Genomic DNA, 25977 nt, shown 5'->3' with positions numbered 1-25977 from the left:
CCCCGGACCATTGGGCGCGAAAACGTGGCGGGCCTCGTTGAAATAATATTTGACTCTCAACTATACATCGAAACTTCAGTTCGGCGGTAGCAAGGACTGAAGTGGCGTTGCCATGCCGCCGCAAGATCATATTAATAAATTTTATAGCATTCCCTATCTTGACTGTTTATCTTTACGCATAAATACCTTTGCAGCCAAAGGTCAAAAGCAGTCCCAGCATACCTTACACACTGTTGAATACACACACCAAACCAACATCTTCCGCCAGGACAAGTCATCGTTTCGCGTTGCGAGACGGAACAGCGGAATCGCACGCAAAACTCGACGACAGCATTGCGAGATTCGCTACACTCGACATGTATCGGCGCTATCTGACTGGTCAGTATCTCTTTCGAAAAAGGATCGAGAAGCGCTTTGCAGGAAACAACGCGCGGCTGGGAGAAGTTCACAACTGGAAACCACTGGCGCTACTAGACGCCATTCGCAGCGACATGATTGACCTGAATATGGCTGAGCCCGCTCAAGAGGGTCCCGGCGCAGCCTATCAACCCCGTGACAGAAGCTCTCTTATGGGATCGCTCTACGTGATCGAGGGTTCGAACATGGGAGCGCGCCTGCTCTATCGCGACGCATTGGCGCTTGGGCTTGGATCCCAATACGGCGCAAGTCATTTGTCACTCCAGTCCGCGGATAAAACACGTTGGCCGGACTTTATCGCGCTGCTGGAACAGTCCGATATCGATATCTCTGTCGCGATCACCTCAGCCAATCATCTCTTCAGTATCGCCTACAATGCATTCGCAGGTCCGAAATGAGCCGGCAATTTAGCGTTGATCTTACAAATTGCGATCGCGAGCCGATCCATATTCCGGGCAGCATTCAGCCGCATGGCTGCCTGATTGCCTGCGACGCAATTGCCGACACCGTGATCCGTCATTCGCAGAACACAGCCGAAATGCTGGGCGTCGATGAAAATATCAACGGAAAACCTCTCTTTGACATCCTCGGCAGCGAGGCCACGCACGCAGTCCGAAATGCGCTCAATCGCACAAACGATCCGTCGCGCCCCGCCCTTCTTTTCAAAACAGTTCTCCAATCCGGGCGCAGCTTTGATATCGCTGTTCACCGGTTTGAAGGAAACTGTATTCTTGAATTCGAGCCGCAACTCTCGGATCCGACGCAACCGCTGGAACTCGCAAGAGAACTGATCGGTCGCATCTCATCGATTGAAAACATCGACAGTGTCGTCAAACATGTCGCGCGCCTTCTCCAGGCGCTGCTTGGATACGACCGCGTCATGATCTACAGCTTCATGCATGACGGATCGGGACAGGTCATAAGCGAAGCCAAACGCGAACATCTCGAGAGTTTTCTTGGCCAGTATTTTCCGGCGTCGGACATTCCTCAGCAAGCGAGGAAGCTCTATCTTCAAAACACGATACGCGTAATTTCAGACGCTAATTTCATACCGGTGGCAGTAACTCCGGTTTTCGATGCCTCCGATAAGCCGCTCGACCTTTCCTTCGCTCATCTCCGCAGCGTGTCGCCTATACACTGCGAGTATCTGCGCAATATGGGCGTTGCCGCATCAATGTCGATTTCCATTATCGTAGACGGCGAGCTATGGGGGTTGATCGCCTGCCATCATTATTCGCAGCGGGTCTTGACGATGGCTCAACGCATCGGCGCGGAAATGTTTGGCGATTTCTTTTCTCTCCACCTCAGCGCCTTGAAGCAGACCAATAGGCTGGAGGCGGCCACTGACGCCCGCCAATCGCTGGACAGGTTCCTCCGGATTGCCGTTCGGGCCCAGAATATCGATGCAGTCATTCGCGATAGCATCGAAGACTTCGCCCGCCTCATACCCTGCGATGGCGCCGGCATCTGGCTGAACGGAAGCTGGACTTTTAAGGGATATGCCCCTTCTGAAAATCATGTTCCAACGCTTGTGGATTTCGCCAAAAAGGTCTCTGAGGCTGCAGTCTGGGAAACAAACCAGATTTCAAACGATATTCCGGAAGCAGTCGACTACGCCGCCGACGTCTCGGGAATACTGATTGTTCCTCTTTCACAACGGCCCCGCGACTACCTGTTTTTCTTTAGACGCGAGATGGTCAGGACCCTGAACTGGGCAGGAAATCCGCAAAAGACCTATGAGACCGGTCCGATGGGAGACCGTCTCACACCGCGCAGCAGTTTCGATATCTGGAAGCAAACAGTGCATCGACAGTCACTTCCGTGGTCTGACGAGGAACTGGAAATCGCCGAAGCGACGCGAACTGCGCTCGCCGAGGTCGTTCTCCATCACAATGAATTGCTGGTCGATGAACGCGCCAAGTCCGATGTGCGTCAGCGCATGCTCAATCAGGAGCTCAATCACCGGGTCAAGAATATTCTGGCGGTCATCAATTCCGTTATCGCCCAACCGTCCGGCGGCGGACAGACCATAGACCAGTACGTGTCAGCCCTCAGAGGACGCGTTCAAGCGCTGGCGACCGCACACGATCAGATAATACGTGGCGATGGCGGGGGCGCCCTGATGCATTTGGTCAGAACGGAACTCACGCCCTTCCGTTCCATTGAATTCACATTTGACGTGAGTGGTCCACATATTCTTCTTGACGCCCGTTCCTTCTCAGTCATGGCGCTTGTGCTGCATGAACTGCTGACAAACGCCGTGAAGTACGGCTCCTTGTCCACATCCGGCGGAACCCTCAGCATTCACTGGAAAATTGACGAAGCAGGAAACTGTGTCATCGAATGGAAAGAAAGCGGCGGACCAGAGGCGCGCGCGCCTCAACGCCGCGGCTTCGGCACCGTTCTGGTCGAGCGAAGCATTCCCTATGATCTCGGTGGGGAAAGCAGTGTCGATTATGCTCCCGAGGGAGTTTCAGCGCGCATGCTCATTCCTGCCCGCTTTGTGACACTAGGTGAAGAGGCTGACGCTATCGGCCTCAATCAGGCCGTTGATTCAGAAGAGGTCGAAGCATCGGAAGGGGATATTTCCGCTGCGCGCATATTAATCGTCGAGGATCAAATGCTGATTGCGATGGACATGGAGCAGATCCTGAGAGATGCGGGCGTCAGTGATTTCGTAACATCAGCCACAGTGTCCGACGCCATGGATAAGATCGACCGTTTCACGCCGACAGTTGCAGTGCTGGACGTCAATCTGGGAACGGAAACCTCCGAAGCGTTGGCGCAGGAACTGAAGCGGCGGGGAATTCCGTTTGCCTTCACGACCGGCTACGGCGAGACCGCCGCCGTGGTCATGCAATATCCCGAGGCTCCTGTCCTGCAAAAGCCCTATGACGCCAGGGCGATTGTCCAGACCATAGAACGAATAGTCGGTTAGCAACTCTGTTGACCGCAAAGGCGTTGATTCAGATATGCAGTCCTCTGCCAAGCGCAATCATCGCTGCCTCAGGAAAGGCCTCGCTTTGCGTCGGGTGAACATGAATTGTGCGAGCGATATCCTCCAGGCACGCCCCCATCTCAAGAGCCAGTGAAAAAGACGCAGAAAGTTCAGACACCTGTTTTCCTGCGGCCTGAACGCCAAGCACCAAACCGTTGTCCTTGCGGGCTACGATGCGAACAAACCCGGTGCGACTTTCCAGCGTGATAGCTCGGCTGTTTGCTGAAAGAGGAAAATTGGCGACCACGATGTCGTGGCCTGTTTGTTCGGCCTGCTCCGGAAGAAGGCCGACGCTGACGATTTCCGGGTCAGTAAAGCAAATTGCGGGAACCGAGACGGGGTCAAAAACGCGCTTTCCGCCGGCAATCACCTCCACCGCCACCTGGGCCTGCGCCATGGCCCGATGGGCAAGCATAGGCTCTCCGGTCACATCACCAATCGCGTAAACGCCCGTCATGGAGGTTTTGCATGTCTCGTCAACAAGGATGCAGCCTTGCGACATGTCGAGTTGCAGTTCTTCTAACCCCCAGCCCTGCAGGTTCGGTTTCCGCCCGACAGTTACGAGAACTTTGTCGACGGAAATCTGTGATGTCCCCTCACCTTCCGTTTCGATTTCCAGTTTCGCGCCATCTTCGGCAAGCCTGCGCGCGCGACTGTTCAAATGAACGGCGGCCCCAAGTTCTTTCAAGCGCTTTGCCACAGGAGCCGACAGGGCCTTATCGTATTGAGGCAACAATTGACCTGTCGCTTCGATTACTGTCACCTCGGAGCCCAGTTTTGCGAAGGCGGTTCCGAGTTCCAGGCCGATATATCCGCCGCCAACAACGGCAAGTTTTCCAGGAATGCTATCAAGGGACAAGGCCTCCGTCGACGAGATTACTGCGCCTCCGAAAGGCAAACCGGGCAATTCCACTGGCGCGGAGCCAGGCGCCAGGACAACGTATTTGGCGGTAATGCGTATAGCGCCGTCATCCGTTTCCACAATGCAATTCTTGCCATCGGCCATGCGTCCCTCGCCTGCGATCATCCGGGCTCCGGACTTCTTCAACAGGCCATCAACGCCATGATTGAGGCCGCTGACGACTCGGCCCTTCCAGTTCAGTGTCTTTGACCAGTCAATAGAGGGGTTCTCGACATGAATACCTATGCTGTTGCCGCCTGTCGCTCCTGCTGCTGCATAATATTCATCTGCTGCATGTATCAGGGCTTTGGACGGCACGCATCCGACATTCAGGCAGGTTCCCCCTGTGCGGCTTTTTTCGACAATTACGGTATCGAGGCCAAGTTGTGCGGCTCGGATCGCCGCCACATACCCGCCTGGTCCGGCGCCGAGAACGAGCACTTCGCAGGATATCCGTTCCATACTACTGCTCCATGAACAGGGTCGCCGGGTGTTCCAGCGATTGCTTTATGTGTTGAATGAACTGTGCTGCGTCCCAACCGTCGATGAAGCGATGATCGAAGGAGGAAGACAGATTCATGATCTTTCGCGGAACCAGCGTTCCATCGATATAAACAGGCCGCTGAATGATTCTGTTCACGCCGACGACAGCGACTTCCGGGCTGTTGATAACCGGCGTGCTGACGATTCCGCCAATCTGGCCAAGGCTGGAAATCGTAATAGTCGAACCGGTAAGCTCATCGCGTTTTATCGAGCCATCCCGCGCCGCCGAAGACAGTCGACCGATTTCGTCTGCGATCGACCAGATATCGGAAGCCTCGGCATGCCTTACAACCGGGACCATAAGTCCTGAATCCGTCTGTGTCGCCATCCCGATATGCGCCGCGCCATATTCATGGACAATACCCGCCTCGTCATCGAAGTGAGCGCTGAACTTAGAATAGGCCTTGATTGCGTGCACCATAGCGAGCATCAAATACGGGAGAACTGTCAGGCGTGGTTGATCCTCCCTGCGGCGGTCATTCATATGCTTACGCAGGGATTCCAGTTCAGTCATATCGACCTCGTCGACATAAGTTATGTGAGGAATACGGCGGACTGCGTCCTGCATGCGTTCCGCGATACGACGACGCAATCCAACGATGGCGTGCTCTCTGACGCTCGTGTTCGGCTTGGCGCCGGTACGTGCTGCGACAGTCTTTTCGCCCGCGATGAATGCATCCAGATCCTCATGCAGAATCCGGCCCGCCGGACCTGAGCCGTGGACGAATGCCAACCGAATGCCGGCGTCCATGGCGCGTTTACGCACGCTCGGCGATGCAACGGGTTTCTCTCCTTCCGGACGAGGCAACCTTCCTTGCGCGATGGGATGATCAGGCTCCTGACGCAAGTTCCGCCGCGGAACGCTTGCCTTTTCGGATTCCTTCTCTTTTGTCTCCGCCGGCACGGAAGGCGGCTGAGCCTCCGCTTCGCTGGCCGGAACCTCCAGTTCATCTTCCGATGTCTCTTGCTCAACCACACTTGTCGTCTGATCACTGGAAACGTCGTCGGTCTCTATAACGGCGATGACCGTTCCAACCGGCGTCATCTGACCAACCTCGCCATTCAAGGAAACGATCCTGCCATCAACGGGCGTCGGAATTTCAACCGTGGCCTTGTCGGTCATGACGGATGCAAGAATTTCATCTTCGCGAACGGCATCGCCAACCTCAACAGTCCATTCGACGATCTCCACCTCGGTAATGCCCTCGCCGACATCCGGCATTTTCACTGAACGCCGGCTCATGACGCAGCCTCCATCAGGTTCGTGAGTTCACGGCCAACTCGCTCCGGCCCGGGAAAATACTGCCATTCCTGGGCATGCGGATAAGGCGTGTCCCAGCCTGTGACACGTACGATAGGAGCCTCGAGGTTGTAGAAACACTCTTCCTGGATCTGCGCGGATAGCTCGGCGCCGAAGCCGGAGGTTCGGGTCGCCTCGTGCAGAATCATGCAACGCCCTGTCTTCCGAACCGAATTGGCGATTGTGTCGATATCGAGAGGCAGCAATGTCCGGAGATCGATAATCTCTGCGTCGATGCCGGTCTCACTCACCGCCGCTTCAGCGACGAAGCACATGGTTCCATAGGTCACAATTGTAGCGTCGAAGCCATCCCGCACCAGACGCGCCTTGCCAATGGGCACGGTATAGTGATCCTCAGGCACATCCCCTTGAGGATGGCCCGCCCAGCTTTGCGCGGGACGGTCCGGATGACCGTCGAAGGGGCCATTGTACAGGCGTTTGGGCTCGAGAAAGACAACCGGATCATCATCTTCGATCGCAGATATCAGCAAGCCTTTGGCGTCATATGGCGTCGATGGAACTATGGTCTTCAATCCGGAAACATGGGTAAAAAGCGCTTCCGGGCTCTGGCTATGAGTCTGCCCGCCAAATATACCGCCGCCACAGGGGCTTCGGATGGTCATCGACGCTGTGAACTGACCAGCGGACCGGTAACGCAACCGCGCCGCCTCTGATACAATCTGGTCATAGGCCGGATAGATATAATCCGCGAACTGCACTTCAACGCAGGGGCGCAAGCCATAAGCCGCCATTCCGATGCCGGCGCCGACTATGCCGCTCTCATTGATCGGGCTGTCAAACACGCGCGTAGGACCATATTTCTCCTGCAGTCCAGCGGTGCATCGGAATACCCCGCCAAAATAGCCCACATCCTCACCGAAAACCACGACGTTCTCATCGCGTCCCAGCATCACATCCATGGCGCTTCGGATCGCTTCGATCATAGACATCTGCGCCATGACTAGACCCCAAGCTCCTGGCGTTGTTTGCTGAGATGCGGAGGCATATCCTTGTACACGTCTTCGAAGATGTCGCGGTCACTGGCCCCCTCTCCCATGACGCCGTAACGTTCCGCCTCCTTTGCCGTCAGCCGCATCTCTTCATCAAACTCGGCTTCCGCCTGCTTGTGTCGTTCCTCGCTCCAGAGTCCGCGCTGTATCAGATGGTTCTTCAACCTCAGGATCGGATCACCCAGCGGCCAGGCCGCTGATTCTTCTCTCGGCCTGTATTTGCTCGGATCATCCGATGTCGAATGTGGAGCCACCCGATAGGTAACCCATTCGATCAGTGTAGGCCCGAGATTTCGCCGGGCCCGTTCAATGGCCCATTTGGAAACCTGGTGCACGGCTATGAAGTCATTGCCGTCGACACGCAATGACGGAATTCCGTATCCAAGCGCTCTTTCTGCGAACGTCGCAAGGTCTCCGCCGGCAATACCCTGGTAGGAAGAAATGGCCCACTGATTGTTGACGATATTGAGAACGACCGGCGGCTGATATACGGAAGCGTTGACAAGCGCCGCATGAAAATCGTTCTCTGCGGTGGATCCGTCTCCGATCCAGCCGGTTGCGATCTTGGTGTCGCCCTTGATCGCCGACGCCATCGCCCACCCGACCGCATGGATGTACTGGGTGCCTAGATTTCCTGAAATCGTGAAAAAACCGTACTCTCGCGCTGAATAAAGAACCGGAAGTTGCCGGCCATGCAACGGATCCCGTTCGTTCGACAGGATCTGACAGATCATGTCGACAATCGGGTAATCCTGGCAAATCAGCAGTCCCTGTTGACGGTAGGTCGGGAAATTCATGTCGCCGGGCAAAAGCGCGAGTTGCTGGCCAACGGCGATCGCCTCCTCTCCGGTGCATTTCATGTAGAATGACGTTTTACCCTGCCGCTGCAGTGTCATCATGCGCTCGTCAAAGGAGCGGGTCCGCATCATCGAGCGCAAACCATGCAGAAGGAGGTCTGTGTCAATGTCTCCTGCCCAGGGGCCAACCGCTTCCGCATTGCGGTTCAGGACCCTGATGAGCGACGTCGCCAGATCTTTCATGTCATCAGGGTCGCTATCGACCTCTGGGCGTCGAACCGTCCCGGCCTTGGGAACGTCGAATTTGGAAAAATCGGGCTCGCCACCAGGGCGCACAGGCGGTTCCGGAACTCTGAATGTAAGCGGAGAATATTCTGGCACAGCAACCTCCCATACGAAAACACAGAGGCTGAAGGAGCTTTCCTCGCCTCCCGCACCCAATAATGTGCATCGGAAGCTTCCGGCGGCAAGTGGCCGGCCAACGAAAGAAATTTTATGACGCGGGGCTACTGACCAGAGACACAGCGTTTCACGGATAAACCGCTAAATGCCGGTTTCTTGCGTTCTCCGCAAAACAGAAAGGAGATCTGTTAGCCTACGAACCGGCAGGCTTACCGTATATTTCGTCCGCGCGTTGCTCAAAGGCTTCTGCAAAAGTTCGGAAAGCGCGATCAAATATGGAGCCCATCACCATCCCGAGCATTCGGTTCTTGAACTCGTACTCAATATAAAATCCGACGTCGCAACCATGCTTTGCGTCGTGAAATGTCCAGCGATTGTCTAGATAGCGAAATGGCCCATCGAGATATTTGACGTCGATAACCTTGTTGTCCGGATCGAGTAGAACCTGGCTGGTGAAGGTTTCCCTGATCGCCTTGTATCCGACCGTCATGTCGGCAATCAGCAGTTTCTTGCCATTACGTTCCTTTTGCTTGCGTATTTGCAGCGCTTCGCAAAGCGGCAGAAATTCAGGATATCGCTCGACATCCGCCACCAGGGCGAACATGTTTTGCGGCGTGTGACCGACGCTGCGTGTCGTTTCGAATTTCGGCATGACCGACCAGTATCAGGCTTTCAGTCCATTTCGCTCAGCCCGAGCAGCCTGCAACTTTGCGAAATCATCGCCTGCATGGTGTGAAGAGCGGGTAAGCGGACTGGCTGACACCATCAGGAAACCCTTCGAATAGGCGATCGTCTCATAGGCCTTGAATTCGTCGGGAGTCACAAAATTCATCACCTTGTGATGCTTTCGGGTTGGCTGCAGATATTGGCCGATAGTCAGGAAATCAACATCCGCAACACGCAGATCGTCCATCAACTGCAAGACTTCGTTCCGCTCTTCGCCCAAGCCCACCATGATTCCCGATTTGGTGAACATGTCAGGGTCAATTTCCTTCACACGCTGCAGCAGCCTGATGGAGTGAAAATAGCGCGCGCCTGGCCTGACGGTCAGGTAATTGGACGGGACAGTTTCAAGATTATGGTTGAAAACATCCGGGCGGGCGCTGACGACTTTTTCGAGTGCGCCGGACTTGCGCAGAAAATCGGGCGTCAGAATCTCGACCGTCGTGTGGGGAGAGGCCTCTCGGATAGCAAGGATCGTATCGTAGAAATGCTGGGCGCCGCCGTCGTCGAGATCATCACGGTCGACAGACGTGATGACGACGTGCTTCAGGCCCATCTGGAACACGGCCTTCGCGACATTTTCCGGTTCGTTGTCGTCGAGCGCCGTCGGTCTGCCGGTAGAGACGTTGCAGAAGGCGCATGCCCGGGTGCAGATTTCACCCATGATCATGAAGCTGGCGTGTTTCTGCTGCCAACAGCCGCCTATGTTCGGACAACCCGCCTCCTCGCATACCGTTACGAGGTTGTTGCTTTTGACAATGTCCTTCGTCTCAAGATACCCTTTTGACGTTGGCGCCTTTACCCTGATCCAGTCCGGCTTGCGCTGTATTTCGGTATCTGGCTTATGCGCCTTCTCAGGATGGCGAACCCGCTTTGTATTTCCCGAAACCGTATCGACAACCGTCACCATACCACTGAAAATCCGTTTTTATCTTCCGGCAAGTAATGCAAACAGCCACAGCACCACCACGGCGCCCACTGTCGCAACGATAAGAGTGCCAAGGAATCCGTAGAACTCAAGCCCCACAGCATTGGCCAGCAGACCACCGACGAATGCGCCAACCAGACCGACAACCAGGTTCTTGATAAGGCCTCCCTGTCGGTCCATTATTTTCTGAGCGATCCAGCCTGCAAGCAGGCCAACGATGATCCAAAGAATCCAACTCACATCACACCTCCATTTGGTTGCTCAAACCCATTGATCAAGCATTGAGCACGCGGTCATAGGCGTCAAGCACGCTTTCCTTCATCATTTCCGACAATGTGGGATGCGGGAACACGGAATGCATCAGTTCTTCTTCCGTCGTTTCCAGATTCATGGCGACCACGAAGCCTTCGATCAGTTCCGTCACTTCCGCGCCAACCATATGGGCGCCGAGCAATTGTCCCGTCTTCTTGTCGAAAATAGTCTTGACGAGTCCCTGGTCCTCGCCAAGCGCGATCGCCTTTCCGTTCGCCACGAACGGAAACCGTCCGACGCGGATTTCGTAACCGGCCTCCTTGGCTTTCGCCTCCGTCAGCCCGACGCTGGCGACCTGCGGATGACAATAGGTGCAACCCGGTATCATCGACTTGTCCAGGGGATGGACTCCGGGCACGCCGGCTATCTTTTCCACGCATATGACGCCTTCGTGCTCGGCCTTGTGAGCCAGCATTGGTGGACCGGCGACATCGCCGATTGCGTAGATGCCTTCGATACTTGATTTTCCGTAGCCGTCGATAACCACGCATCCGCGATCTGTCTTGACGCCAAGTTCCTCAAGCCCGAGATTCTCGATATTGCCCTGAACGCCCACCGCGGAAATCAGCCGGTCCGCCTCAATCTTTTGCGTCTTCCCATCCTTTGTCTCCACGTGCGCCGTAACGCTGTCCGCCGCCTTGTCGACCTTGGAAACCTTTGCCTCCGTGATGATCTTGAGGCCCTGTTTTTCTAGTTGCTTGCGCGCGAAACCGGAAATTTCGGAGTCCTCGACCGGCATGATGTTTGGCATCAATTCAACAACCGTGACATCCACGCCCATGGCGTTGTAGAAGCTGGCGAATTCAATGCCAATGGCGCCGGAACCCATGACAAGAAGCTTTTTCGGCATTTCCGGCGGCACCATGGCTTCGAAATAGGTCCATATCAGCTTGCCGTCAGGCTCGATTCCCGGCAGCGCGCGCGGTCTTGCGCCGGTCGCAACGATGATGTGTTTGGCCGCGTATGTCCCTTCGCCCAAGGTGTTTTTGGGGGGAGGATTCTGCGGTTCCATTGCTTTTTTGCCTGGTTTGGAAACCTTGATTTCGGCCGGCGCGACGCCCTTGGCGGCTTTCGTCAGTTTCGCCTCGCCCCAGATGACGTCGATCTTGTTTTTCTTCATCAGGAAACCGACGCCTGTAGTGAGACGCCCTGATACGCCGCGAGACCGTTTCACCACGGCCTGGAGATCCGGTGAAATCTTGCCCTCAAGCTTGAGTCCGTATGCGTCCGCATGTTCGGCAAGGTGAAGCACTTCAGCCGACCGGAGCAGCGCTTTCGTGGGAATGCAGCCCCAATTCAGGCAAATCCCCCCGAGGTGCTCCCGCTCGACGATTGCGGTCTTCAAACCAAGTTGCGCCGCACGGATGGCGCATACGTAGCCGCCAGGTCCGGATCCTATGACAATGACATCATAACTGTTGGACACTTTATGTCTCCTTGTCTTTGCTAGGGAACAGCAAACGCCGCCGGCGTTCCCGCAACTCAGGCGTTTCGCAGCGCAATCCCGGTCATCAGAAGACTGATCCCGTTGAATGTCAGTTCAACTCCGAGAAACAGACCGAGCACTGTTACCGCCGCCCAGGGAAAATCCGCAAAAATGACGATCCCGATAACGATCGACAGAATACCCGAAACCAGCACCCAGACCCATCCGGCCATGGAGCGCAGCGAGAACGAATAGGCGATCTTGAAGCCACCCATTACGAACATCAAGATACCGACCATCGCCGTGAGTGTGGCCGCGCCTTCCAGCGGATTCTTGATCAGGATAGCGCCAACAAGCACGGACACCACGCCAACAATCGCCGACCACAGCACGCCCCCCCAGCCTTGCATTGAGAATGCCTGCGCGAGTTGGAGTATGCCGATGAGGATAAAGAAAATTGCTGCAAGCGTTTCCGCCGCTATCGTCGCCTTAAGTGGATTGGCGAAACACAGAATCCCTCCCACAAGAGATATGACGCCCAGCAGAACAAGCCAGCCCCAGGCTTTTTTGAGCCTCTGGATAAAATCGTCGGCGCCATTTTTACTGCTGTCCGGCATTGCGATCTCCTGAATTGCTGCCACTGGATATTTTAGACGAGCATTCCCATCGGATTCTCGATGTAGCGTTTGAAAGCGGAGAGCAATTCTGCTCCCAGCGCGCCGTCAACGGCCCGATGGTCGGTCGACAGGGTCACTGACATGACTGTGGCCACCACGACTTCGCCTTCACGCACGATGGCGCGCTGCTCGCCCGCGCCGACGGCGAGTATGGTCGCATGCGGAGGATTGATGACTGCCGAAAAGTTCTTGATGCCGAACATGCCAAGATTGGAAACCGCCGACGAACCACCCTGATATTCTTCCGGCTTGAGTTTTCGCTCTCTGGCGCGCGCAGCCATATCCTTCATTTCATTGGAAATGACCGAAAGCGTTTTTTGTTCGGCCTTGCGAACAACTGGCGTGATCAATCCTCCGGGTATGGAAACAGCAACACCGACGTCGCTGTGTTTGTGCAGCACCATGGCGCTTTCGGTCCATGAAGCGTTGGCGGCGGGAATGTCACGCAGAGCAAAGGCGAGCGCCTTGATGATAAAATCATTGACCGACAGTTTATATGCCGGCTTTCCATCGATGGCAGGCGCGGCGGCGTTAAGCTGCTGACGCAGCTCCAGTAGAGCATCGAGTTCGCAATCAACCGACAGGTAGAAGTGCGGAATGCTTTGCTTGGATTGGACCAACCGCTTGGCGATCGTCTTGCGCATATTGTCATGCGGAACGAGTTCGTAGGAGCCCTCTTCGAAAAGTTTAAGAGTCTGGTCGTCAGACATCGCCGGAGCCGCAGCTGGCGCGTTCGCCGGTTTTTGTTCGGCGGCAGGAGCAGCGCCTTCGGACGCTGCCGCCTCTACATCCCGTTTGATGATGCGGCCATGCGGGCCGGACCCTTTGACAGTCGAGAGATCCACACCGGCTTCTTTTGCAAGACGTCTGGCAAGCGGAGACGAGAAAATCCGGTCTCCGGACGAATCCTTAGCTACAGGCGTCGATGGCGCAGGAGACGCATCTGTCACCGGGGGGGAGACTGTGTCTTGCTCAGGTTCTTCCGATGGTTTTGAAGAAGGCGCCTCTTGCTTGGGTTTTTCGGAAGCCGCTGCTGAAACGTCTTCACCCTCTTCAGCCAGAATGGCGATTAGCGCATTGACCTTGACGCCCTCGGCGCCAGCTGGAACGATGATCTTTGCAACCGTTCCTTCATCGACGGCCTCGACTTCCATGGTCGCCTTGTCGGTTTCAATTTCCGCGATTACATCACCAGGCGCAACGCTGTCGCCTTCTTTCACAAGCCACTTTGCGAGGTTGCCCTCCTCCATAGTCGGAGAAAGCGCAGGCATGGTAATTTCTATCGACATGTTCGCCTCCCTCAGGCTGTGTAGGTCACGGCTTTGACGGCTTCTATCACCTCGGCGGTGCTGGGCAACGCCAGTTTCTCGAGATTTGCAGCATAGGGCATGGGAACATCACGTCCGGAGATCGTCGCAACCGGCGCATCAAGATAGTCAAAAGCCTGCTGCATTACTCTGGTTGCGATTTCCGTACCGACCGAGCTTTGCGGAAAGCCCTCCTCCACTGTGACAAGGCGTCCGGTTTTCTTGACGGATTCGATGACGGTTTCGATATCCATCGGGCGAATCGTCCGCAAATCGATGACCTCGGATTCAATTCCCGATTTGGCGAGCTCGGATGCTGCTTCATCGGCGTATGTCATCCCGATGCCGAAAGATACGATGGTTACATCCGTTCCTGATCTGTGAATGCGCGCCTTTCCGATAGGCAGAACAAAGTCGTCCAGTTTCGGAACATCGGAGGAATGACCGTAAAGCAATTCGTTTTCCAGAAAGATGACTGGATTCGGGTCCCGAATCGCCGCCTTTAACAAACCCTTTGCGTCTGCTGCGGTGTAAGGCATCACTACCTTCAGTCCTGGTATGTGACTGTACCAGGAGGCGTAGCATTGGGAGTGCTGCGCCGCTACGCGCGCTGCTGCGCCGTTAGGTCCGCGAAACACGATTGGAGCGGCCATCTGCCCGCCGGACATGTAGTGGGTCTTGGCCGCCGAATTGATGATCTGGTCTATCGCCTGCATGGCGAAATTGAAGGTCATGAACTCGACGATTGGCTTAAGTCCAGCCATCGCTGCGCCGACGCCGACGCCGGTAAAACCATGCTCGGTTATCGGTGTATCGACAACGCGCTTGGGACCGAACTCGTCCAGCAGACCCTGCGTGACCTTGTAAGCGCCCTGATATTCGGCGACTTCTTCGCCCATGACAAACACGTCCGGGTCGGCGCGCATTTCTTCCGCCATGGCGTCCCGTAGCGCCTCGCGAACGGAGATCGACACCATTTCCGTGCCGGATGGGATGTCCGGATCTGACGCAATTTCTGCCTTAGGCGCAGCCTCGGCGGGCTTTGCCTGAGGCTCTGGCGATTCAACGGGTTCCTTCGGCGTTTCTTTTGCAGGCTTGGCGGAGCTCTCGGCGTCCATCGCGCTTGCGTCTTCGTCTTCCCCCAGCAGAATAGCGATCACAGAATTGACCTTGACCCCTTCGCTGCCTTCCGGAACGACGATCTTGCCGATCGTGCCTTCGTCAACGGCTTCGACCTCCATGGTCGCCTTGTCTGTTTCAATTTCTGCAATCACATCACCCGCTGTGACCGAATCGCCTTCCTTTTTCATCCATTTGGAAAGCGTGCCTTCTTCCATTGTCGGAGAAAGGGCTGGCATGAGAATATCTGTCGGCATGGCTTCCTCCGTTCCTACCTGAGTATATCCGTGTACAGTTCCGACGGATCCGGCTCCGGATCGGATTGAGCGAATTCAGCGCTGTCGGCGACGACTTCCCGCACGCTCTTGTCGATGGATTTGAGTTCGTCTTCGCTGGCCCACTTCTTTTCAAGGAGACGCGCCTTGACCTGCTCTATGGGGTCATGCTCGGACCGCATCTTCTGCACTTCGTCCTTGCTCCGATATTTCGCCGGATCGGACATTGAATGCCCGCGATATCGATAGGTCATCATTTCGAGAATGATCGGGCCGTTGCCTGAACGACAGTGTTCGGCAGCAGCTTCGGCAGCAGCCTTGACAGCGCGCACATCCATTCCGTCAACCTGATATCCGGGAATGGAAAACGATACACCGCGCTGTGAGAAGTCAGTCTGCGCAGAGGCCCGCGCCACCGACGTTCCCATCGCGTAACGGTTGTTTTCGACGATGTAAATAACCGGAAGGCGCCAGAGTTCAGCCATGTTGAAGCTCTCGTAAACCTGGCCCTGGTTGGAGGCGCCGTCGCCGTAGAATACAGCGCTCAGATTGTCATTTTCTCGATACCGGTTTGCGAAGGCCAGTCCCGTTCCGAGAGGCACCTGCGCACCAACGATCCCGTGCCCGCCGTAGAAATTCTTTTCCGTCGAGAACATGTGCATGGAGCCGCCCTTGCCCCGTGAGTACCCGTTGCGTCTGCCAGTCAGCTCGGCCATAACCCCGCGCGGCTCCATACCCGTGGCGAGCATATGACCATGGTCGCGGTAGCCGGTGATAATCTGATCGCCGTCTTTGAGCGCCATCATGACTCCGGTGATGACGGCCTCCTGTCCTATGTAGAGGTGGCAAAATCCGCCGATGAAACCCATGCCATACAACTGCCCCGCCTTTTCCTCGAAACGGCGTATGAGCAACATGTCGCGATAAGCCTGAAGCTCCTGCTCCTTGTCGAAATCAGCGATATCCTTGCCGATGGCCGGCTTTTTCGCTCGAGATTTACGGGTTGTTGACGCGGCGGTTTTACGCGGAGCCATTCTCGTCCTCCCTGTGTTTTGTTGCAGAAAGTCTACGGGACGACTCCAATCTCAGCAAGTGCGATAATGCATAGCACACTTGAATGCCAAGTATTTGATTATGCTTGGAATTCAGAATATTAACTTGATTTTGATTAATTTAGCGATCCAGATATATGGTGATCTCGCCGGGACGCGACAGATTGAGTTCGTTTCGAGCGCGCTCGTCCAGCATATCGCGATCGAATGTACCGTCTTGCAGAAGCAGAATGCGTCTCTGGAGGAAATTTCTCTTCTGAACCAGCTTGTCCAGTTCTTCCTGAAGGAGCGCCGACTGCTGTTCAAACCCCTCCTTTGCAAGGAGCCCTCTCCCACCATGAATTGAGTGGTATCCGAAATAGCTAATAAAGCCGGCCGCTATAACCGGGACGAGGTATCGTCCTGTATTGCGTATCTTTTTTTGACGCGTCGACATCAATCAGACAATTCGGAACTCATACGGAATGGAGCATATCGATGCCCAGTTGCCCGACTATGTACGGTCTAGCTTAACAACGTATTAGCAGCGTGCGATTTTGCGGGACGTCGACAGGTCCGCTTACGAAGCGCCATCGCCTGACGTACGGCGTTTGATTTCAGCTCTCGGAAACAAATATTCCTGCGCATGCGTTGCGCCGGCTCTGCGCACCAATATCAATTGCTCCGGCGTCTCAACGCCTTCCACAACGACCACAGGCGCGGTGCAAGACGCAAATCCGACAATGCAGTCCAGATTGCTGACGCCGTCTTTGCCGACACGCAGTTTTCTCATAAGTGATGCATCTATCTTAACGATGTCCGCATCAACAAAAAGAAGTGTGGAAGGACTGAAATGCCCCACTCCAAAATCGTCTACGGCCACCCGGCAGCCAAGGTTCTGAACCTCGGAGAACCGCTTTCGCGCCTCATAGCGGTCAATGCCGAGTGGCCGTGTCTCCGTGACTTCAAGCACCAGTCTATCCGCCACAGAGCTGTATTTCGAGATTAGTCCGACGATGCTATTCCAGGTATCTTCGTCCGACAAGGTTTCCGCGGAAATATTGCACCCGAGAACAGCGCTGCAATCCGCGCACAGTTCTTCGAGCACCTGGCTCATCACACACCGATCCAATGAAGCGATCTCTCCAGACGTCTCAACCGCCGGCACAAACTCAGACGCCATGCGCACGCAACCCGTCGGATCAATGAGGCGAGCGAGACATTCCGAATAAAGAGTAGCGCCAAGATCCCGGACATCGACGATCCTTTCGGCCTGAAGGCCGATACGCTCGTCAGCTAAAGCGTCTCGAAACATCAGAAGACCTGGCTCCGGGGAAACATCGTCCCGTACGGGCGCCACACCCTTTAGTCCACTCGAATACATCTGAATTGCCAAAATCTGAGAGTTCGCCCAATGAGACACGCGTCCGTTACACAACTTCGCAGCCTCAACCCCATATCATCTACATATAGGCAGCTTCTGCAATCCAAGATTTCCGAAAATTCTATAATTTTTTAACCCTAAGGTTGAAATTATTGAAAAAAGCTAGCATTTCTTGATACAACACCCATAGGGTGAATGAGCGCTATTCTCTATATTGATATACCTTGGACATCGAGATACCGTTTTAACAACTATAGCGCGAACCCGGAATCAGGCGGTGTTCTCCGGCCTCGCAATAAAGTGCAGACACTAACACCGAATCTGACAGATAAAACCGGCTAGTGTCCGATGAGATTGTAAGAAATTTTAATTGAAATATACGTAGATCAATCAAATAATTTTTCGTAATTTTGAAAAAATAACTCTTTCCGCCAAAAGAATATATATTCGCCAATATTTTTTAAATATTAATCTTTGAGAATGCACCTGATGATAGAAAATATTACCCATAAAATTGATTGCCGCACATATGATAAAAATCTATATTGTGATATGCGTTTATTTATAGTAAAAAGGTCAAGTTCTATTACAATCAAGCCAATATCTTAGGGAAATGTGAGTGGCAGGTAACCGCTGATTACCATACCGTCTATGTTTACCTCGGAAAACGTCTACGTACATTTCAAGCATTGATAGAAGGCGGGCACTGGCGCATCAGTCTACCAATTGATGGCGACATATGGATTGTGCCAGCAGGCAAGACTTTCAAGGTGCAGTTGCAAGGCGCGCAGTTCCAGTTCGCCGAACTGCGGATAGAGCAAAGCGCGTTGAACGAGTTTTCAACAAATCCGCCTCCCGACCTGCACCTCGAAGCAAAACTGGCTCTCAGAGACGAATTGATTCATCTCGGCCTGAGGCAATTGGCGGAGATTTCCGAAGAGCCTGACAAAACGGACATGGCGTTCGCAGCCAGCCTTATGGAATCGATGTGTCGTTACATCTGTAAGGAATACACAGCCAGCATCACAACCTCCTCCAGAAACAAAAGCTACGGGCCGCTGACGCCGGATCAATATGTCGCGGTGGAACGCTTCGTCGACGAGCATCTCAGTGAAAAGATCACGCTTGACCAGCTTGCAAAAATCACCGGTCAATCATCCAAGCGCTTCCTGTCCGATTTCACGCAGACCGCCGGTAAAACACCGATCCGGTTTGTTATCGGAAGGAGAATATCAAAGGCGCAATCGTTGTTGTCCTGCACCTCAATCGACATCACGGACATTGCCATGATGACCGGTTTTTGCAGTCACGCGCATCTGACAAGCACTTTCAAGAACTTGATCGGCGTCAGTCCAAGTCAATACCGGCGGAGGCAACGCGAAGTCTGAAACTCGACGACTTGTGAAAACCGACTATACGCGCAGAATTGATTTTCCGGCGTACATGGCCTGATCCCCCAGCATTTCGGCAATGCGAATCAGCTGATTGTATTTCGCCAACCGGTCCGACCGCGCCAGGGACCCGGTCTTGATCTGACCGCAATTGGTGGCGACAGCAAGATCGGCGATAGTAGAATCCTCTGTCTCGCCGGATCTGTGAGACATGACAGCTGTGTAGGACGCCCGGTGCGCCGTATCCACCGCGTCAAGCGTCTCGGTAAGCGTGCCAATCTGATTGACCTTTACGAGGATGGAGTTGGCGACGCCCATCCCGATTCCGTCACGCAAACGCGCCGAATTCGTAACAAACAGGTCATCGCCGACGAGTTGGCATTGTCCGCCGACCTTCTGGGTCAACGCCTTCCAGCCTTCCCAGTCGTCTTCAGCCATCCCGTCCTCAATCGAAATGATCGGATAATTGCCAACGAGTTCCGCGAGATAGTCGGCCATTGCCTCTGGCTCGAGCGTACGGCCCTCGCCTTTCAGGACGTAACTTCCGTTGTCAAAAAATTCTGTCGACGCGCAGTCGAGCGCGACGAACATGTCCTCGCCAGGCCTGTATCCGGCTTTCTCGATCGACTTCATGATAAAGTCGAGCGCGGCGGGCGCGCTGGCGATGCCGGGAGCGAACCCACCCTCATCGCCAACATTCGTATTGTGCCCTTCAGCGGAAAGCTCCTTTTTCAGAGTGTGGAAGACCTCCGAACCCATCCTTACGGCGTCACCGATCGAATCGGCTCCAACCGGCATAATCATGAATTCCTGAAAATCGATCGGGTTGTCGGCGTGTTCGCCGCCATTGATGATATTCATCATCGGCACAGGCAGCACATGTGCATTTGAGCCGCCGATATACCGGAACAGCGGCAGCCCCGCAGCTTCGGCGGCTGCCTTGGCGACAGCCAGCGAAACGCCGAGAATGGCGTTGGCCCCGAGTTTGGATTTGTTCTGCGTGCCGTCCAGTTCGATCATGACCTTGTCGATATGGATCTGGTTTTCCGCGTTCAGGCCGGTGACCGCCTCGAGAATCGGACCATTGACAGCTCCGACGGCGCCGAGCACGCCCTTGCCGAGATAGCGGCTGCCGCCATCGCGCAATTCAACCGCCTCGTGCGCCCCGGTTGAAGCGCCGGATGGGACCGCGGCGCGGCCAAACGATCCATCTTCGAGCAACACGTCAACCTCCACCGTGGGGTTGCCCCGGCTATCCAGAATTTCGCGGCCGGCAATATCGACGATTTCGGTCATGACAGATTTCCTTTTCGATGGGAGGCGGAAGAAGGTAGGAAGTCTTTTAGGCAACCTCCCGCAAAACGCAACGCTGCTTGTTTGGACACGACCAGCGCCGAGAACCCATCGTCGCCGTTGTGCATGCGATACTGCTGATCGAACAGGAAAAAAACATTGCCGGCAGACACCGCCTCATCACAGAGGACCTGATCCTGAATGGCTAGTGGTTCAAGATAAGAGCCATCAGCGAAAAACACGCACGCATTCGCCGTACAGAACGGATGATTCGCGTTGGAAGCAACAATAAAGTCGATTTGCTGCAGACGGCGTCTTGAAAGGCTGAGGCTGCCAGCGGTCAGCAGGAGGTGATCGAGTGTTCGCATCATTTTTGGTTCGTCACTCGGAAACAAACATTTCTTGATTAGTCAGTCTGGCGCGCTCGATTGCGAACTTGCAATGTTCCACCAACTCTTCACTGAACCGGGCCCGCAGCTGCGGATCGGACTGCAACAGAACAGCATCGACCAGCGTCCTCAACAATCTCAACACGATATGGCGGACGACATAGAGATCAGTGGCGTCGAGCTCGGGCAAATACAAATTAAGGTACTGGTTCACCAGCTTCTCGATTTTTTCCTCAGCGCTGCTTTTTACGTCCCCGTGTCGCCGGTTTATACGCGCAAACTGCAGAAGCGGGATGAAGCCGGGATGATTCTCGGCGTTGTTCAGATACAGGAAAATAAGACGCCTGATCGGATCGTCGATATCCTTTCCGTGATCGCCGCGTACCGCTTCCTTCTCGATTTCAGCAGCGAGCCGCTCGAACATGCGCTCATAGGTTTCCAGAGCCATTTCCGTTCGGTTCGAAAAATACTGGTAGATCGTGCCCACGGCCATGCCGGAGTGTCTGGCGACCGCGGTGGTCGTTAGCGCCTCAACCCCGTTCTGCGCCACAAGTGTTTCCACTGCGTCGAGGATGGTCTCGACTTTTTCCAGCGAACGCTTCTGTCGCGGTTGTCGTCGCCCGTTGACCGGATTCATGTCCATGGCGAAGTATAAGACGCAGCAATCAACCAAATCAAACGCGAATATGAAGCGCCTTCATGTTCGTTGAACAGTACACGCCGGCGTGGTACCTTGAAACGGCATAAGGATAGAGATCATGTTTCACTCATTGCTTGCAACAGTTTGCGTTTCCTTTGCTCTTCTGGCCATTTCACCCGCCGGCGCCGAACCGGTGACATATATCGACCCGGGACCGGACGCCGCCGAGAAACTTCAGGAAGCACTCATTCTCGCGGAACCAGGCTCAACGATTTTCATGAGAGCCGGATCATACGATCTGGCAGACGGTCTTTCGCTGGATATCGAGGGCGTTACCCTCAAAGGCGCAGGTATGGACCAGACAATCCTTTCCTACGCCAATCAGGTCGGCGGCGGTGAAGGTCTGCTCGTCACCGCGCCTGGCGTTACGCTTGAAGACTTCGCCATCGAAGACAGCAAGGGCGACGGCGTCAAATCAAAAGCCGCCGACAACATCACCTATCGGCGCGTGAGAGTCACATGGACCGGAGGACCGGACGAAAACAACGGCGCTTACGGGATTTACCCGGTGGAATCAAAAAATATTCTGATCGAAGACTGTGAAGTCAGCGGCGCATCGGACGCTGGCATTTACGTTGGCCAATCGGAGAACATCATCGTCCGCAACTCCCTCGTACAATACAGCGTCGCCGGCATCGAGATCGAAAACAGCAGAAACGCCGATGTCTATGGCAATACAGCCACGCACAACACTGGCGGGATCCTGGTGTTCGACCTGCCAAACCTTCCGGTGATGGGCGGCCGGTCGGTACGGGTTTTCGACAATATGGTTGCAGACAACGACACGCCGAATTTCGCGCCTGAAGGCAACATGGTCGGGATGGTCGCAAAGGGCACCGGCATCATGGTCATGGCCAACCGGGATGTGCATATCTTCAACAACACTCTGAAAAACAATGGAACAGTGCAGGTCCTCATCGCAACATTTCCTGAAAGTTATGACGACGACAATTACTATCCACACCCCAGGGCGGTGGTCATAAGGGACAACACTTATGAAAATGGTGGCGGAGACCCGGATGGCGAAGTCGGAACCCTGATAGCCGGACTGACCGGTAAGCCGGTTCCGGATATCGTCTGGGATGGGGTGGTGCCGCTGACAGAATGGGTGACGTGGACTTCTGACGAAGATCGAATCTACATCGACGAGCCAGGCGGCGCGACATTCGCCAATCTCCACATGATCCAGAACACTCTGTATCCGTGGACGACCTCTCCTGACAGGGATGTTGCGGATTACGTCGGATCGCTCCCGGAGCCGAAGCCGGTCTCGCTCCCACAACTGGAAAAATGATGGCATGAAGCGGTCGCGCCGACAATATCTCCTCGGCTTTCTGGTTGCATTTACAATTTCGCTGGTTTCTTCCGGATTGTTGGCCAACGTCGGGCAGGCTCGGGCCGGCTCGGTCAACGACGCAGCGCTCTTGGCCAGCAAACCGGCGCGGCATCTATCTGAATACAATCTGTTTGCAGACGGCTTGAAACAAACGCCGTCGGAAGGCGTCTTGCCCTACGATCTCGTCACGCCGCTTTTTACCGATTACGCATCCAAGAACCGCTTCATATATGTGCCTGAAGGCAAATCCGCCGAGTATGTCGATGACGACGTCTTCCGGTTTCCGGTCGGAACAACGCTCGTCAAAACATTCTCATATCCGGCTGAACTGCGTGAACCGACCCGTGACATAAGACATGTAGAAACGCGGCTTCTGATCAACCAGGACGATGGCTGGAAGGCGTTTGCCTATGTATGGGACGAAGACTCGGAAGACGCGACGCTGAAGATCGCTGGAAAACGGTTGCCGGTTCATGTCATCGACAACTCAGGCGATCCTGTCGTTATCAACTACGCTGTCCCGAACGCGAACCAATGCAAGGAATGCCACGCCAATGGTGACCGGATAACGCCGATCGGCCCCAGCGCGCGAAATCTCAATCATCAGTTTGACTACGCAACGGGCGCTTCGAACCAATTGGAAACCTGGTCGGAACGCGGCATTCTGAGTGGCGCCCCATCGGCTGACAAGGCGCCGCGAGCTGCAAACTGGAACGACGACGCTCTGCCGATAGACGCAAGAGCCCGCTCCTATCTGGACGTCAATTGCGCCCATTGTCATCGCCTTGAAGGAGCCGCCAGCAATTCCGGCCTGTTCCTGAGAAGCTCGGAAACTGACCCTGTAAAATGGGGATTTATGAAACGACCGGTCGCCGCAGGGCGCGGATCAGGGGATCACAAGTTCGATATTGTTCCAGGCGCCCCGAACGACTCAATCCTGATTTTCCGTATGAAAAGCCTCGACCCGGGCGTCATGATGCCAGAGCTCGGTCGCTCCATGGTCCATGTAGAAGCCGTCGAAATGCTTGAGGAATGGATCGCCCAACTCGACTGACGGATGCCTGGTCTATACGAGGCGGGAACGTTCGAGCGCCGCTTCGACGAAAGACGCGAATAACGGATGTGGAGCCAGCGGACGCGATTTGAGTTCAGGATGGTACTGAACGCCGATAAACCACGGGTGGTCCGCATATTCAATGGTTTCAGGCAAAACGCCGTCAGGCGACATTCCGGAGAACACAAGTCCGTGCTCCTCCAGCACATTCTTGTAGTCGTGATTGACTTCATATCTGTGCCGGTGACGTTCGGAAATCTCTGTATCGCCGTAGATTTCGGCGATTCGCGTACCGGGTTTGAGCACGGCGGGAAACGCGCCTAGCCGCATTGTGCCGCCGAGATCCGCGTTCGCGGCGCGTTTCTCGAGCATATTGCCTTTCAGCCATTCGGTCATGAGACCGACAACCGGTTCGGACGTTTCACCGAATTCGGTTGATGAAGCGTTTTCGATGCCTGCGAGCGAACGCGCCGCCTCGATAACCGCCATCTGCATGCCGAAACAAATACCGAAATAGGGAACCTTCCGCTCACGAGCGAAACGCGCTGCGAGGATTTTACCTTCCGAGCCGCGCTCGCCGAAACCGCCTGGCACGAGAATGCCGTTGACCTTTTCAAGCCATGGCGCAGGATCCTGCTTCTCGAAAATCTCGGATTCGATCCATTCAAGCTGCACTTTCGTCTGGTTGGCGATACCGCCGTGATGCAGGGCTTCTATCAGCGATTTGTAGGCGTCCTTCAGCCCCGTGTACTTGCCAACGATCGCGATCGTGACTTGTCCTTCCGGATTGCGAATGCGCGCAGAAACCTTTTCCCAGGCTTCCAGTCTTGGAGCAGGAGCAGGATCAATGCCGAATGCAGCCAGGACCTCTCCATCCAGACCTTCCCGGTGGTAGGACGTTGGCACGTCATAGATATTGGCGACATCCAGCGCCTGAATGACCGCAGACGGTCGGACGTTGCAGAACAGCGAGAGCTTCCTGCGCTCCTCTTCCGGTATCGGACGGTCCGCCCTGACCAGAAGAATGTCCGGCGCGATGCCCACTGATTGCAATTCCTTGACGGAATGCTGCGTCGGTTTGGTTTTCAGTTCACCTGCAGCCGGAATCCAGGGCATCAAGGTCAGGTGGATGTAGATCGCATTGCCGCGCGGCAGATCGTTTCCGAGTTGCCGGATCGCCTCCAGGAACGGCATAGCCTCGATATCACCGACAGTTCCGCCGATCTCGCACAGAACGAAATCATAGTCCTCGTTGCCGTCGAGAACGAAATCCTTGATCTCGTTGGTGACGTGGGGGATGACCTGAACGGTCGCGCCGAGGTAGTCGCCCCGGCGTTCCTTGTCGATAATATTCTTGTAGATGCGGCCGGTGGTGATGTTGTCGGCCTGTACGGCGGATCGGCCGGTAAAGCGCTCGTAGTGCCCGAGATCGAGATCCGTCTCGGCGCCGTCATCGGTAACGAAGACTTCGCCGTGCTGGTACGGGCTCATCGTGCCCGGGTCGACATTGAGATAGGGATCGAGCTTGCGGAGCCGTACCCGATAGCCGCGAGCTTGCAAAAGCGCGCCGAGCGCTGCCGAAGCGATGCCCTTGCCAAGAGAGGAAACCACGCCGCCGGTTATGAATACGTATCGCGCCATGGGCTTATGTCGTTACCGCTTTCAAAGTGATTCCACCAGCCCCATTCGCCACGAGGCCGCAGATTTTTCATTCGGAAACGGCTTGCCGAATCCTCACAAGAAAATCGGCGGCTCGCTGGAGCCGCCGATCATTCGTTAAGTGAAACTGGTTATTGCCCCGTCGGAATTTGTCCGTCGGAATTGCCGTTGCTATCTGTCTGGCTATCTGTTTCCGACGATCCACCGAGTTGATCCAGAACGCTTGTGCCTTCGCTCGGCTGCGTCTGCTGAATGCGTTCCAGGATATCCGTCGGCCGCGATTCGTAACGCGCCCAGATGCCCAATGCGATAGACGTTGCGAAGAACGCCGCCGCGAGGATGCCGGTTGTCCGCGTAAGCGCATCCGCTGCGCCGCGAGCAGACATGAAGCCGGAACCGCCTCCACCGCCGATGCCAAGAGCGCCGCCTTCGGAGCGTTGCAGCAGAACGACGGCGACAAGCGCGACGACCACCATGAGATGAATAACGATCAAAACCGTTTGCATGAACCTTTTCCTGCCGAAGTCTGGCGAATGTAGGGATTGGGCGGCTCTTTACACGACGCCGTTGATTATTCCAACCCATAATCTGGGAGATTGAAACGA

At 55.0% G+C, this 25977-nt stretch carries 24 protein-coding genes; 5 read left to right on the top strand and 19 right to left on the bottom strand.

The annotated features are described in order from the left end of the window. Positions 1–287: 287 nt before the first annotated feature. Positions 288–815, top strand: a complete 528-nt coding sequence (locus K1W69_RS07035) for a biliverdin-producing heme oxygenase (RefSeq protein ID WP_220227581.1) — start codon at positions 288–290, stop codon at positions 813–815. Further along, the gene (locus K1W69_RS07030) at positions 812–3355 is read left to right on the top strand and encodes an HWE histidine kinase domain-containing protein (protein WP_220227580.1); all 2544 of its coding nucleotides are present in this window, start codon (positions 812–814) and stop codon (positions 3353–3355) included. The genes K1W69_RS07035 and K1W69_RS07030 overlap by 4 nt, the downstream gene beginning before the upstream one ends. Before the next feature lie 28 nt (positions 3356–3383). Here the strand turns inward: K1W69_RS07030 and lpdA (K1W69_RS07025) are convergent, their stop codons facing one another. From lpdA (K1W69_RS07025) to K1W69_RS06960, 14 genes are all read right to left on the bottom strand, one after another. Beyond that, the gene (gene lpdA / locus K1W69_RS07025; RefSeq protein ID WP_220227579.1) at positions 3384–4778 is read right to left on the bottom strand and encodes a dihydrolipoyl dehydrogenase; all 1395 of its coding nucleotides are present in this window, start codon (positions 4776–4778) and stop codon (positions 3384–3386) included. Between the two features lies 1 nt (position 4779). Next, positions 4780–6102, bottom strand: coding sequence for a dihydrolipoamide acetyltransferase family protein (locus tag K1W69_RS07020; RefSeq protein WP_220227578.1), 1323 nt, complete (start codon positions 6100–6102; stop codon positions 4780–4782). After that, positions 6099–7118, bottom strand: a complete 1020-nt coding sequence (locus tag K1W69_RS07015; protein ID WP_220227577.1) for an alpha-ketoacid dehydrogenase subunit beta — start codon at positions 7116–7118, stop codon at positions 6099–6101. Before K1W69_RS07015 ends, K1W69_RS07020 begins: the two co-directional genes overlap by 4 nt. Before the next feature lie 2 nt (positions 7119–7120). Next, positions 7121–8347, bottom strand: coding sequence for a thiamine pyrophosphate-dependent enzyme (locus K1W69_RS07010; RefSeq protein WP_220227576.1), 1227 nt, complete (start codon positions 8345–8347; stop codon positions 7121–7123). A 214-nt stretch (positions 8348–8561) separates the two neighbouring features. Continuing rightward, on the bottom strand, positions 8562–9020 hold the full coding sequence (locus K1W69_RS07005) for a type II toxin-antitoxin system RatA family toxin (protein WP_220227575.1): 459 nt from the start codon (positions 9018–9020) through the stop codon (positions 8562–8564). A 12-nt stretch (positions 9021–9032) separates the two neighbouring features. Then, a complete protein-coding gene (gene lipA / locus K1W69_RS07000) occupies positions 9033–10001 on the bottom strand; it encodes a lipoyl synthase (protein WP_220227574.1) in 969 nt (322 codons plus the stop codon). A gap of 18 nt (positions 10002–10019) precedes the next feature. Further along, complete coding sequence (locus K1W69_RS06995) at positions 10020–10259, bottom strand: GlsB/YeaQ/YmgE family stress response membrane protein (protein ID WP_370688199.1); 240 nt, start codon at positions 10257–10259, stop codon at positions 10020–10022. A gap of 34 nt (positions 10260–10293) precedes the next feature. Beyond that, positions 10294–11757, bottom strand: a complete 1464-nt coding sequence (lpdA, locus tag K1W69_RS06990; RefSeq protein ID WP_220227573.1) for a dihydrolipoyl dehydrogenase — start codon at positions 11755–11757, stop codon at positions 10294–10296. Positions 11758–11813: 56 nt separating this feature from the next. Then, positions 11814–12374 (bottom strand): HdeD family acid-resistance protein, encoded by a 561-nt coding sequence (locus tag K1W69_RS06985; protein ID WP_220227572.1) that lies wholly within the window; start codon positions 12372–12374, stop codon positions 11814–11816. 32 nt (positions 12375–12406) lie between these two features. Beyond that, positions 12407–13723 carry a pyruvate dehydrogenase complex dihydrolipoamide acetyltransferase gene (locus tag K1W69_RS06980; RefSeq protein ID WP_220227571.1) on the bottom strand — a complete coding sequence of 439 codons (1317 nt, stop codon included), beginning with the start codon at positions 13721–13723 and terminating at the stop codon, positions 12407–12409. Positions 13724–13734: 11 nt separating this feature from the next. Beyond that, positions 13735–15117: a pyruvate dehydrogenase complex E1 component subunit beta gene (locus tag K1W69_RS06975; RefSeq protein WP_220227570.1), complete on the bottom strand. Its 1383-nt coding sequence runs from the start codon at positions 15115–15117 to the stop codon at positions 13735–13737. Positions 15118–15131: 14 nt separating this feature from the next. Continuing rightward, positions 15132–16169: a pyruvate dehydrogenase (acetyl-transferring) E1 component subunit alpha gene (gene pdhA, locus K1W69_RS06970; RefSeq protein ID WP_220227569.1), complete on the bottom strand. Its 1038-nt coding sequence runs from the start codon at positions 16167–16169 to the stop codon at positions 15132–15134. Between the two features lie 139 nt (positions 16170–16308). Beyond that, complete coding sequence (locus tag K1W69_RS06965; RefSeq protein WP_220227568.1) at positions 16309–16623, bottom strand: FtsB family cell division protein; 315 nt, start codon at positions 16621–16623, stop codon at positions 16309–16311. A 123-nt stretch (positions 16624–16746) separates the two neighbouring features. Continuing rightward, positions 16747–17481 carry an EAL domain-containing protein gene (locus tag K1W69_RS06960; protein ID WP_220227567.1) on the bottom strand — a complete coding sequence of 245 codons (735 nt, stop codon included), beginning with the start codon at positions 17479–17481 and terminating at the stop codon, positions 16747–16749. An 815-nt stretch (positions 17482–18296) separates the two neighbouring features. Here K1W69_RS06960 and K1W69_RS26975 point away from each other — a divergent pair. After that, a complete protein-coding gene (locus K1W69_RS26975) occupies positions 18297–18938 on the top strand; it encodes a helix-turn-helix domain-containing protein (RefSeq protein ID WP_220227566.1) in 642 nt (213 codons plus the stop codon). 24 nt (positions 18939–18962) lie between these two features. On the opposite strand, the gene eno is transcribed toward K1W69_RS26975, so the two are convergent. The 3 genes from eno to K1W69_RS06940 are packed head-to-tail and all read right to left on the bottom strand — an operon-like array spanning position 18963 to position 21260. Then, positions 18963–20237, bottom strand: a complete 1275-nt coding sequence (gene eno, locus K1W69_RS06950) for a phosphopyruvate hydratase (protein ID WP_220227565.1) — start codon at positions 20235–20237, stop codon at positions 18963–18965. Next, positions 20234–20605, bottom strand: coding sequence for a VOC family protein (locus K1W69_RS06945; protein ID WP_220227564.1), 372 nt, complete (start codon positions 20603–20605; stop codon positions 20234–20236). Before K1W69_RS06945 ends, eno begins: the two co-directional genes overlap by 4 nt. A gap of 10 nt (positions 20606–20615) precedes the next feature. Beyond that, a complete protein-coding gene (locus K1W69_RS06940) occupies positions 20616–21260 on the bottom strand; it encodes a TetR/AcrR family transcriptional regulator (RefSeq protein WP_258570825.1) in 645 nt (214 codons plus the stop codon). 121 nt (positions 21261–21381) lie between these two features. Here K1W69_RS06940 and K1W69_RS06935 point away from each other — a divergent pair, with 121 nt between their 5' ends. Further along, on the top strand, positions 21382–22617 hold the full coding sequence (locus tag K1W69_RS06935) for a parallel beta-helix domain-containing protein (protein ID WP_220227562.1): 1236 nt from the start codon (positions 21382–21384) through the stop codon (positions 22615–22617). A 4-nt stretch (positions 22618–22621) separates the two neighbouring features. Beyond that, on the top strand, positions 22622–23713 hold the full coding sequence (locus K1W69_RS06930; protein ID WP_220227561.1) for an SO2930 family diheme c-type cytochrome: 1092 nt from the start codon (positions 22622–22624) through the stop codon (positions 23711–23713). Between the two features lie 12 nt (positions 23714–23725). On the opposite strand, the gene pyrG is transcribed toward K1W69_RS06930, so the two are convergent. Continuing rightward, positions 23726–25354 (bottom strand): CTP synthase, encoded by a 1629-nt coding sequence (gene pyrG, locus K1W69_RS06925; protein WP_220227560.1) that lies wholly within the window; start codon positions 25352–25354, stop codon positions 23726–23728. A gap of 149 nt (positions 25355–25503) precedes the next feature. Continuing rightward, the gene (gene secG, locus K1W69_RS06920) at positions 25504–25878 is read right to left on the bottom strand and encodes a preprotein translocase subunit SecG (protein ID WP_220227559.1); all 375 of its coding nucleotides are present in this window, start codon (positions 25876–25878) and stop codon (positions 25504–25506) included. Positions 25879–25977: the final 99 nt, after the last annotated feature.

This window comes from Flavimaribacter sediminis (genome assembly GCF_019492055.1).
GTDB classification, from domain to species: Bacteria; Pseudomonadota; Alphaproteobacteria; order Rhizobiales; family Rhizobiaceae; genus Flavimaribacter; species Flavimaribacter sediminis.
This window is presented reverse-complemented; position numbering and strand designations above follow the sequence as displayed.

What these genes read in the sequence shown, in the direction of transcription:
- K1W69_RS06975 (WP_220227570.1), bottom strand. Translation starts at nt 15,117, where the DNA reads ATGCCGACAGATATTCTCATGCCAGCCCTTTCTCCGACAATGGAAGAA.
- eno (WP_220227565.1), bottom strand. Translation starts at nt 20,237, where the DNA reads ATGACCGAAATCGTCGATATTGCCGGCCGCGAAATTCTGGATAGCCGG.
- K1W69_RS06940 (WP_258570825.1), bottom strand. Translation starts at nt 21,260, where the DNA reads ATGAATCCGGTCAACGGGCGACGACAACCGCGACAGAAGCGTTCGCTG.
- K1W69_RS06930 (WP_220227561.1), top strand. Translation starts at nt 22,622, where the DNA reads ATGAAGCGGTCGCGCCGACAATATCTCCTCGGCTTTCTGGTTGCATTT.
- K1W69_RS06980 (WP_220227571.1), bottom strand. Translation starts at nt 13,723, where the DNA reads ATGTCGATAGAAATTACCATGCCTGCGCTTTCTCCGACTATGGAGGAG.
- K1W69_RS07030 (WP_220227580.1), top strand. Translation starts at nt 812, where the DNA reads ATGAGCCGGCAATTTAGCGTTGATCTTACAAATTGCGATCGCGAGCCG.
- K1W69_RS06965 (WP_220227568.1), bottom strand. Translation starts at nt 16,623, where the DNA reads ATGTCGACGCGTCAAAAAAAGATACGCAATACAGGACGATACCTCGTC.
- K1W69_RS07005 (WP_220227575.1), bottom strand. Translation starts at nt 9,020, where the DNA reads ATGCCGAAATTCGAAACGACACGCAGCGTCGGTCACACGCCGCAAAAC.
- pdhA (WP_220227569.1), bottom strand. Translation starts at nt 16,169, where the DNA reads ATGGCTCCGCGTAAAACCGCCGCGTCAACAACCCGTAAATCTCGAGCG.
- lipA (WP_220227574.1), bottom strand. Translation starts at nt 10,001, where the DNA reads ATGGTGACGGTTGTCGATACGGTTTCGGGAAATACAAAGCGGGTTCGC.
- lpdA (WP_220227579.1), bottom strand. Translation starts at nt 4,778, where the DNA reads ATGGAACGGATATCCTGCGAAGTGCTCGTTCTCGGCGCCGGACCAGGC.
- K1W69_RS06985 (WP_220227572.1), bottom strand. Translation starts at nt 12,374, where the DNA reads ATGCCGGACAGCAGTAAAAATGGCGCCGACGATTTTATCCAGAGGCTC.
- secG (WP_220227559.1), bottom strand. Translation starts at nt 25,878, where the DNA reads ATGCAAACGGTTTTGATCGTTATTCATCTCATGGTGGTCGTCGCGCTT.
- pyrG (WP_220227560.1), bottom strand. Translation starts at nt 25,354, where the DNA reads ATGGCGCGATACGTATTCATAACCGGCGGCGTGGTTTCCTCTCTTGGC.
- K1W69_RS07020 (WP_220227578.1), bottom strand. Translation starts at nt 6,102, where the DNA reads ATGAGCCGGCGTTCAGTGAAAATGCCGGATGTCGGCGAGGGCATTACC.
- K1W69_RS06945 (WP_220227564.1), bottom strand. Translation starts at nt 20,605, where the DNA reads ATGATGCGAACACTCGATCACCTCCTGCTGACCGCTGGCAGCCTCAGC.
- K1W69_RS06960 (WP_220227567.1), bottom strand. Translation starts at nt 17,481, where the DNA reads ATGTTTCGAGACGCTTTAGCTGACGAGCGTATCGGCCTTCAGGCCGAA.
- K1W69_RS06935 (WP_220227562.1), top strand. Translation starts at nt 21,382, where the DNA reads ATGTTTCACTCATTGCTTGCAACAGTTTGCGTTTCCTTTGCTCTTCTG.
- K1W69_RS07015 (WP_220227577.1), bottom strand. Translation starts at nt 7,118, where the DNA reads ATGGCGCAGATGTCTATGATCGAAGCGATCCGAAGCGCCATGGATGTG.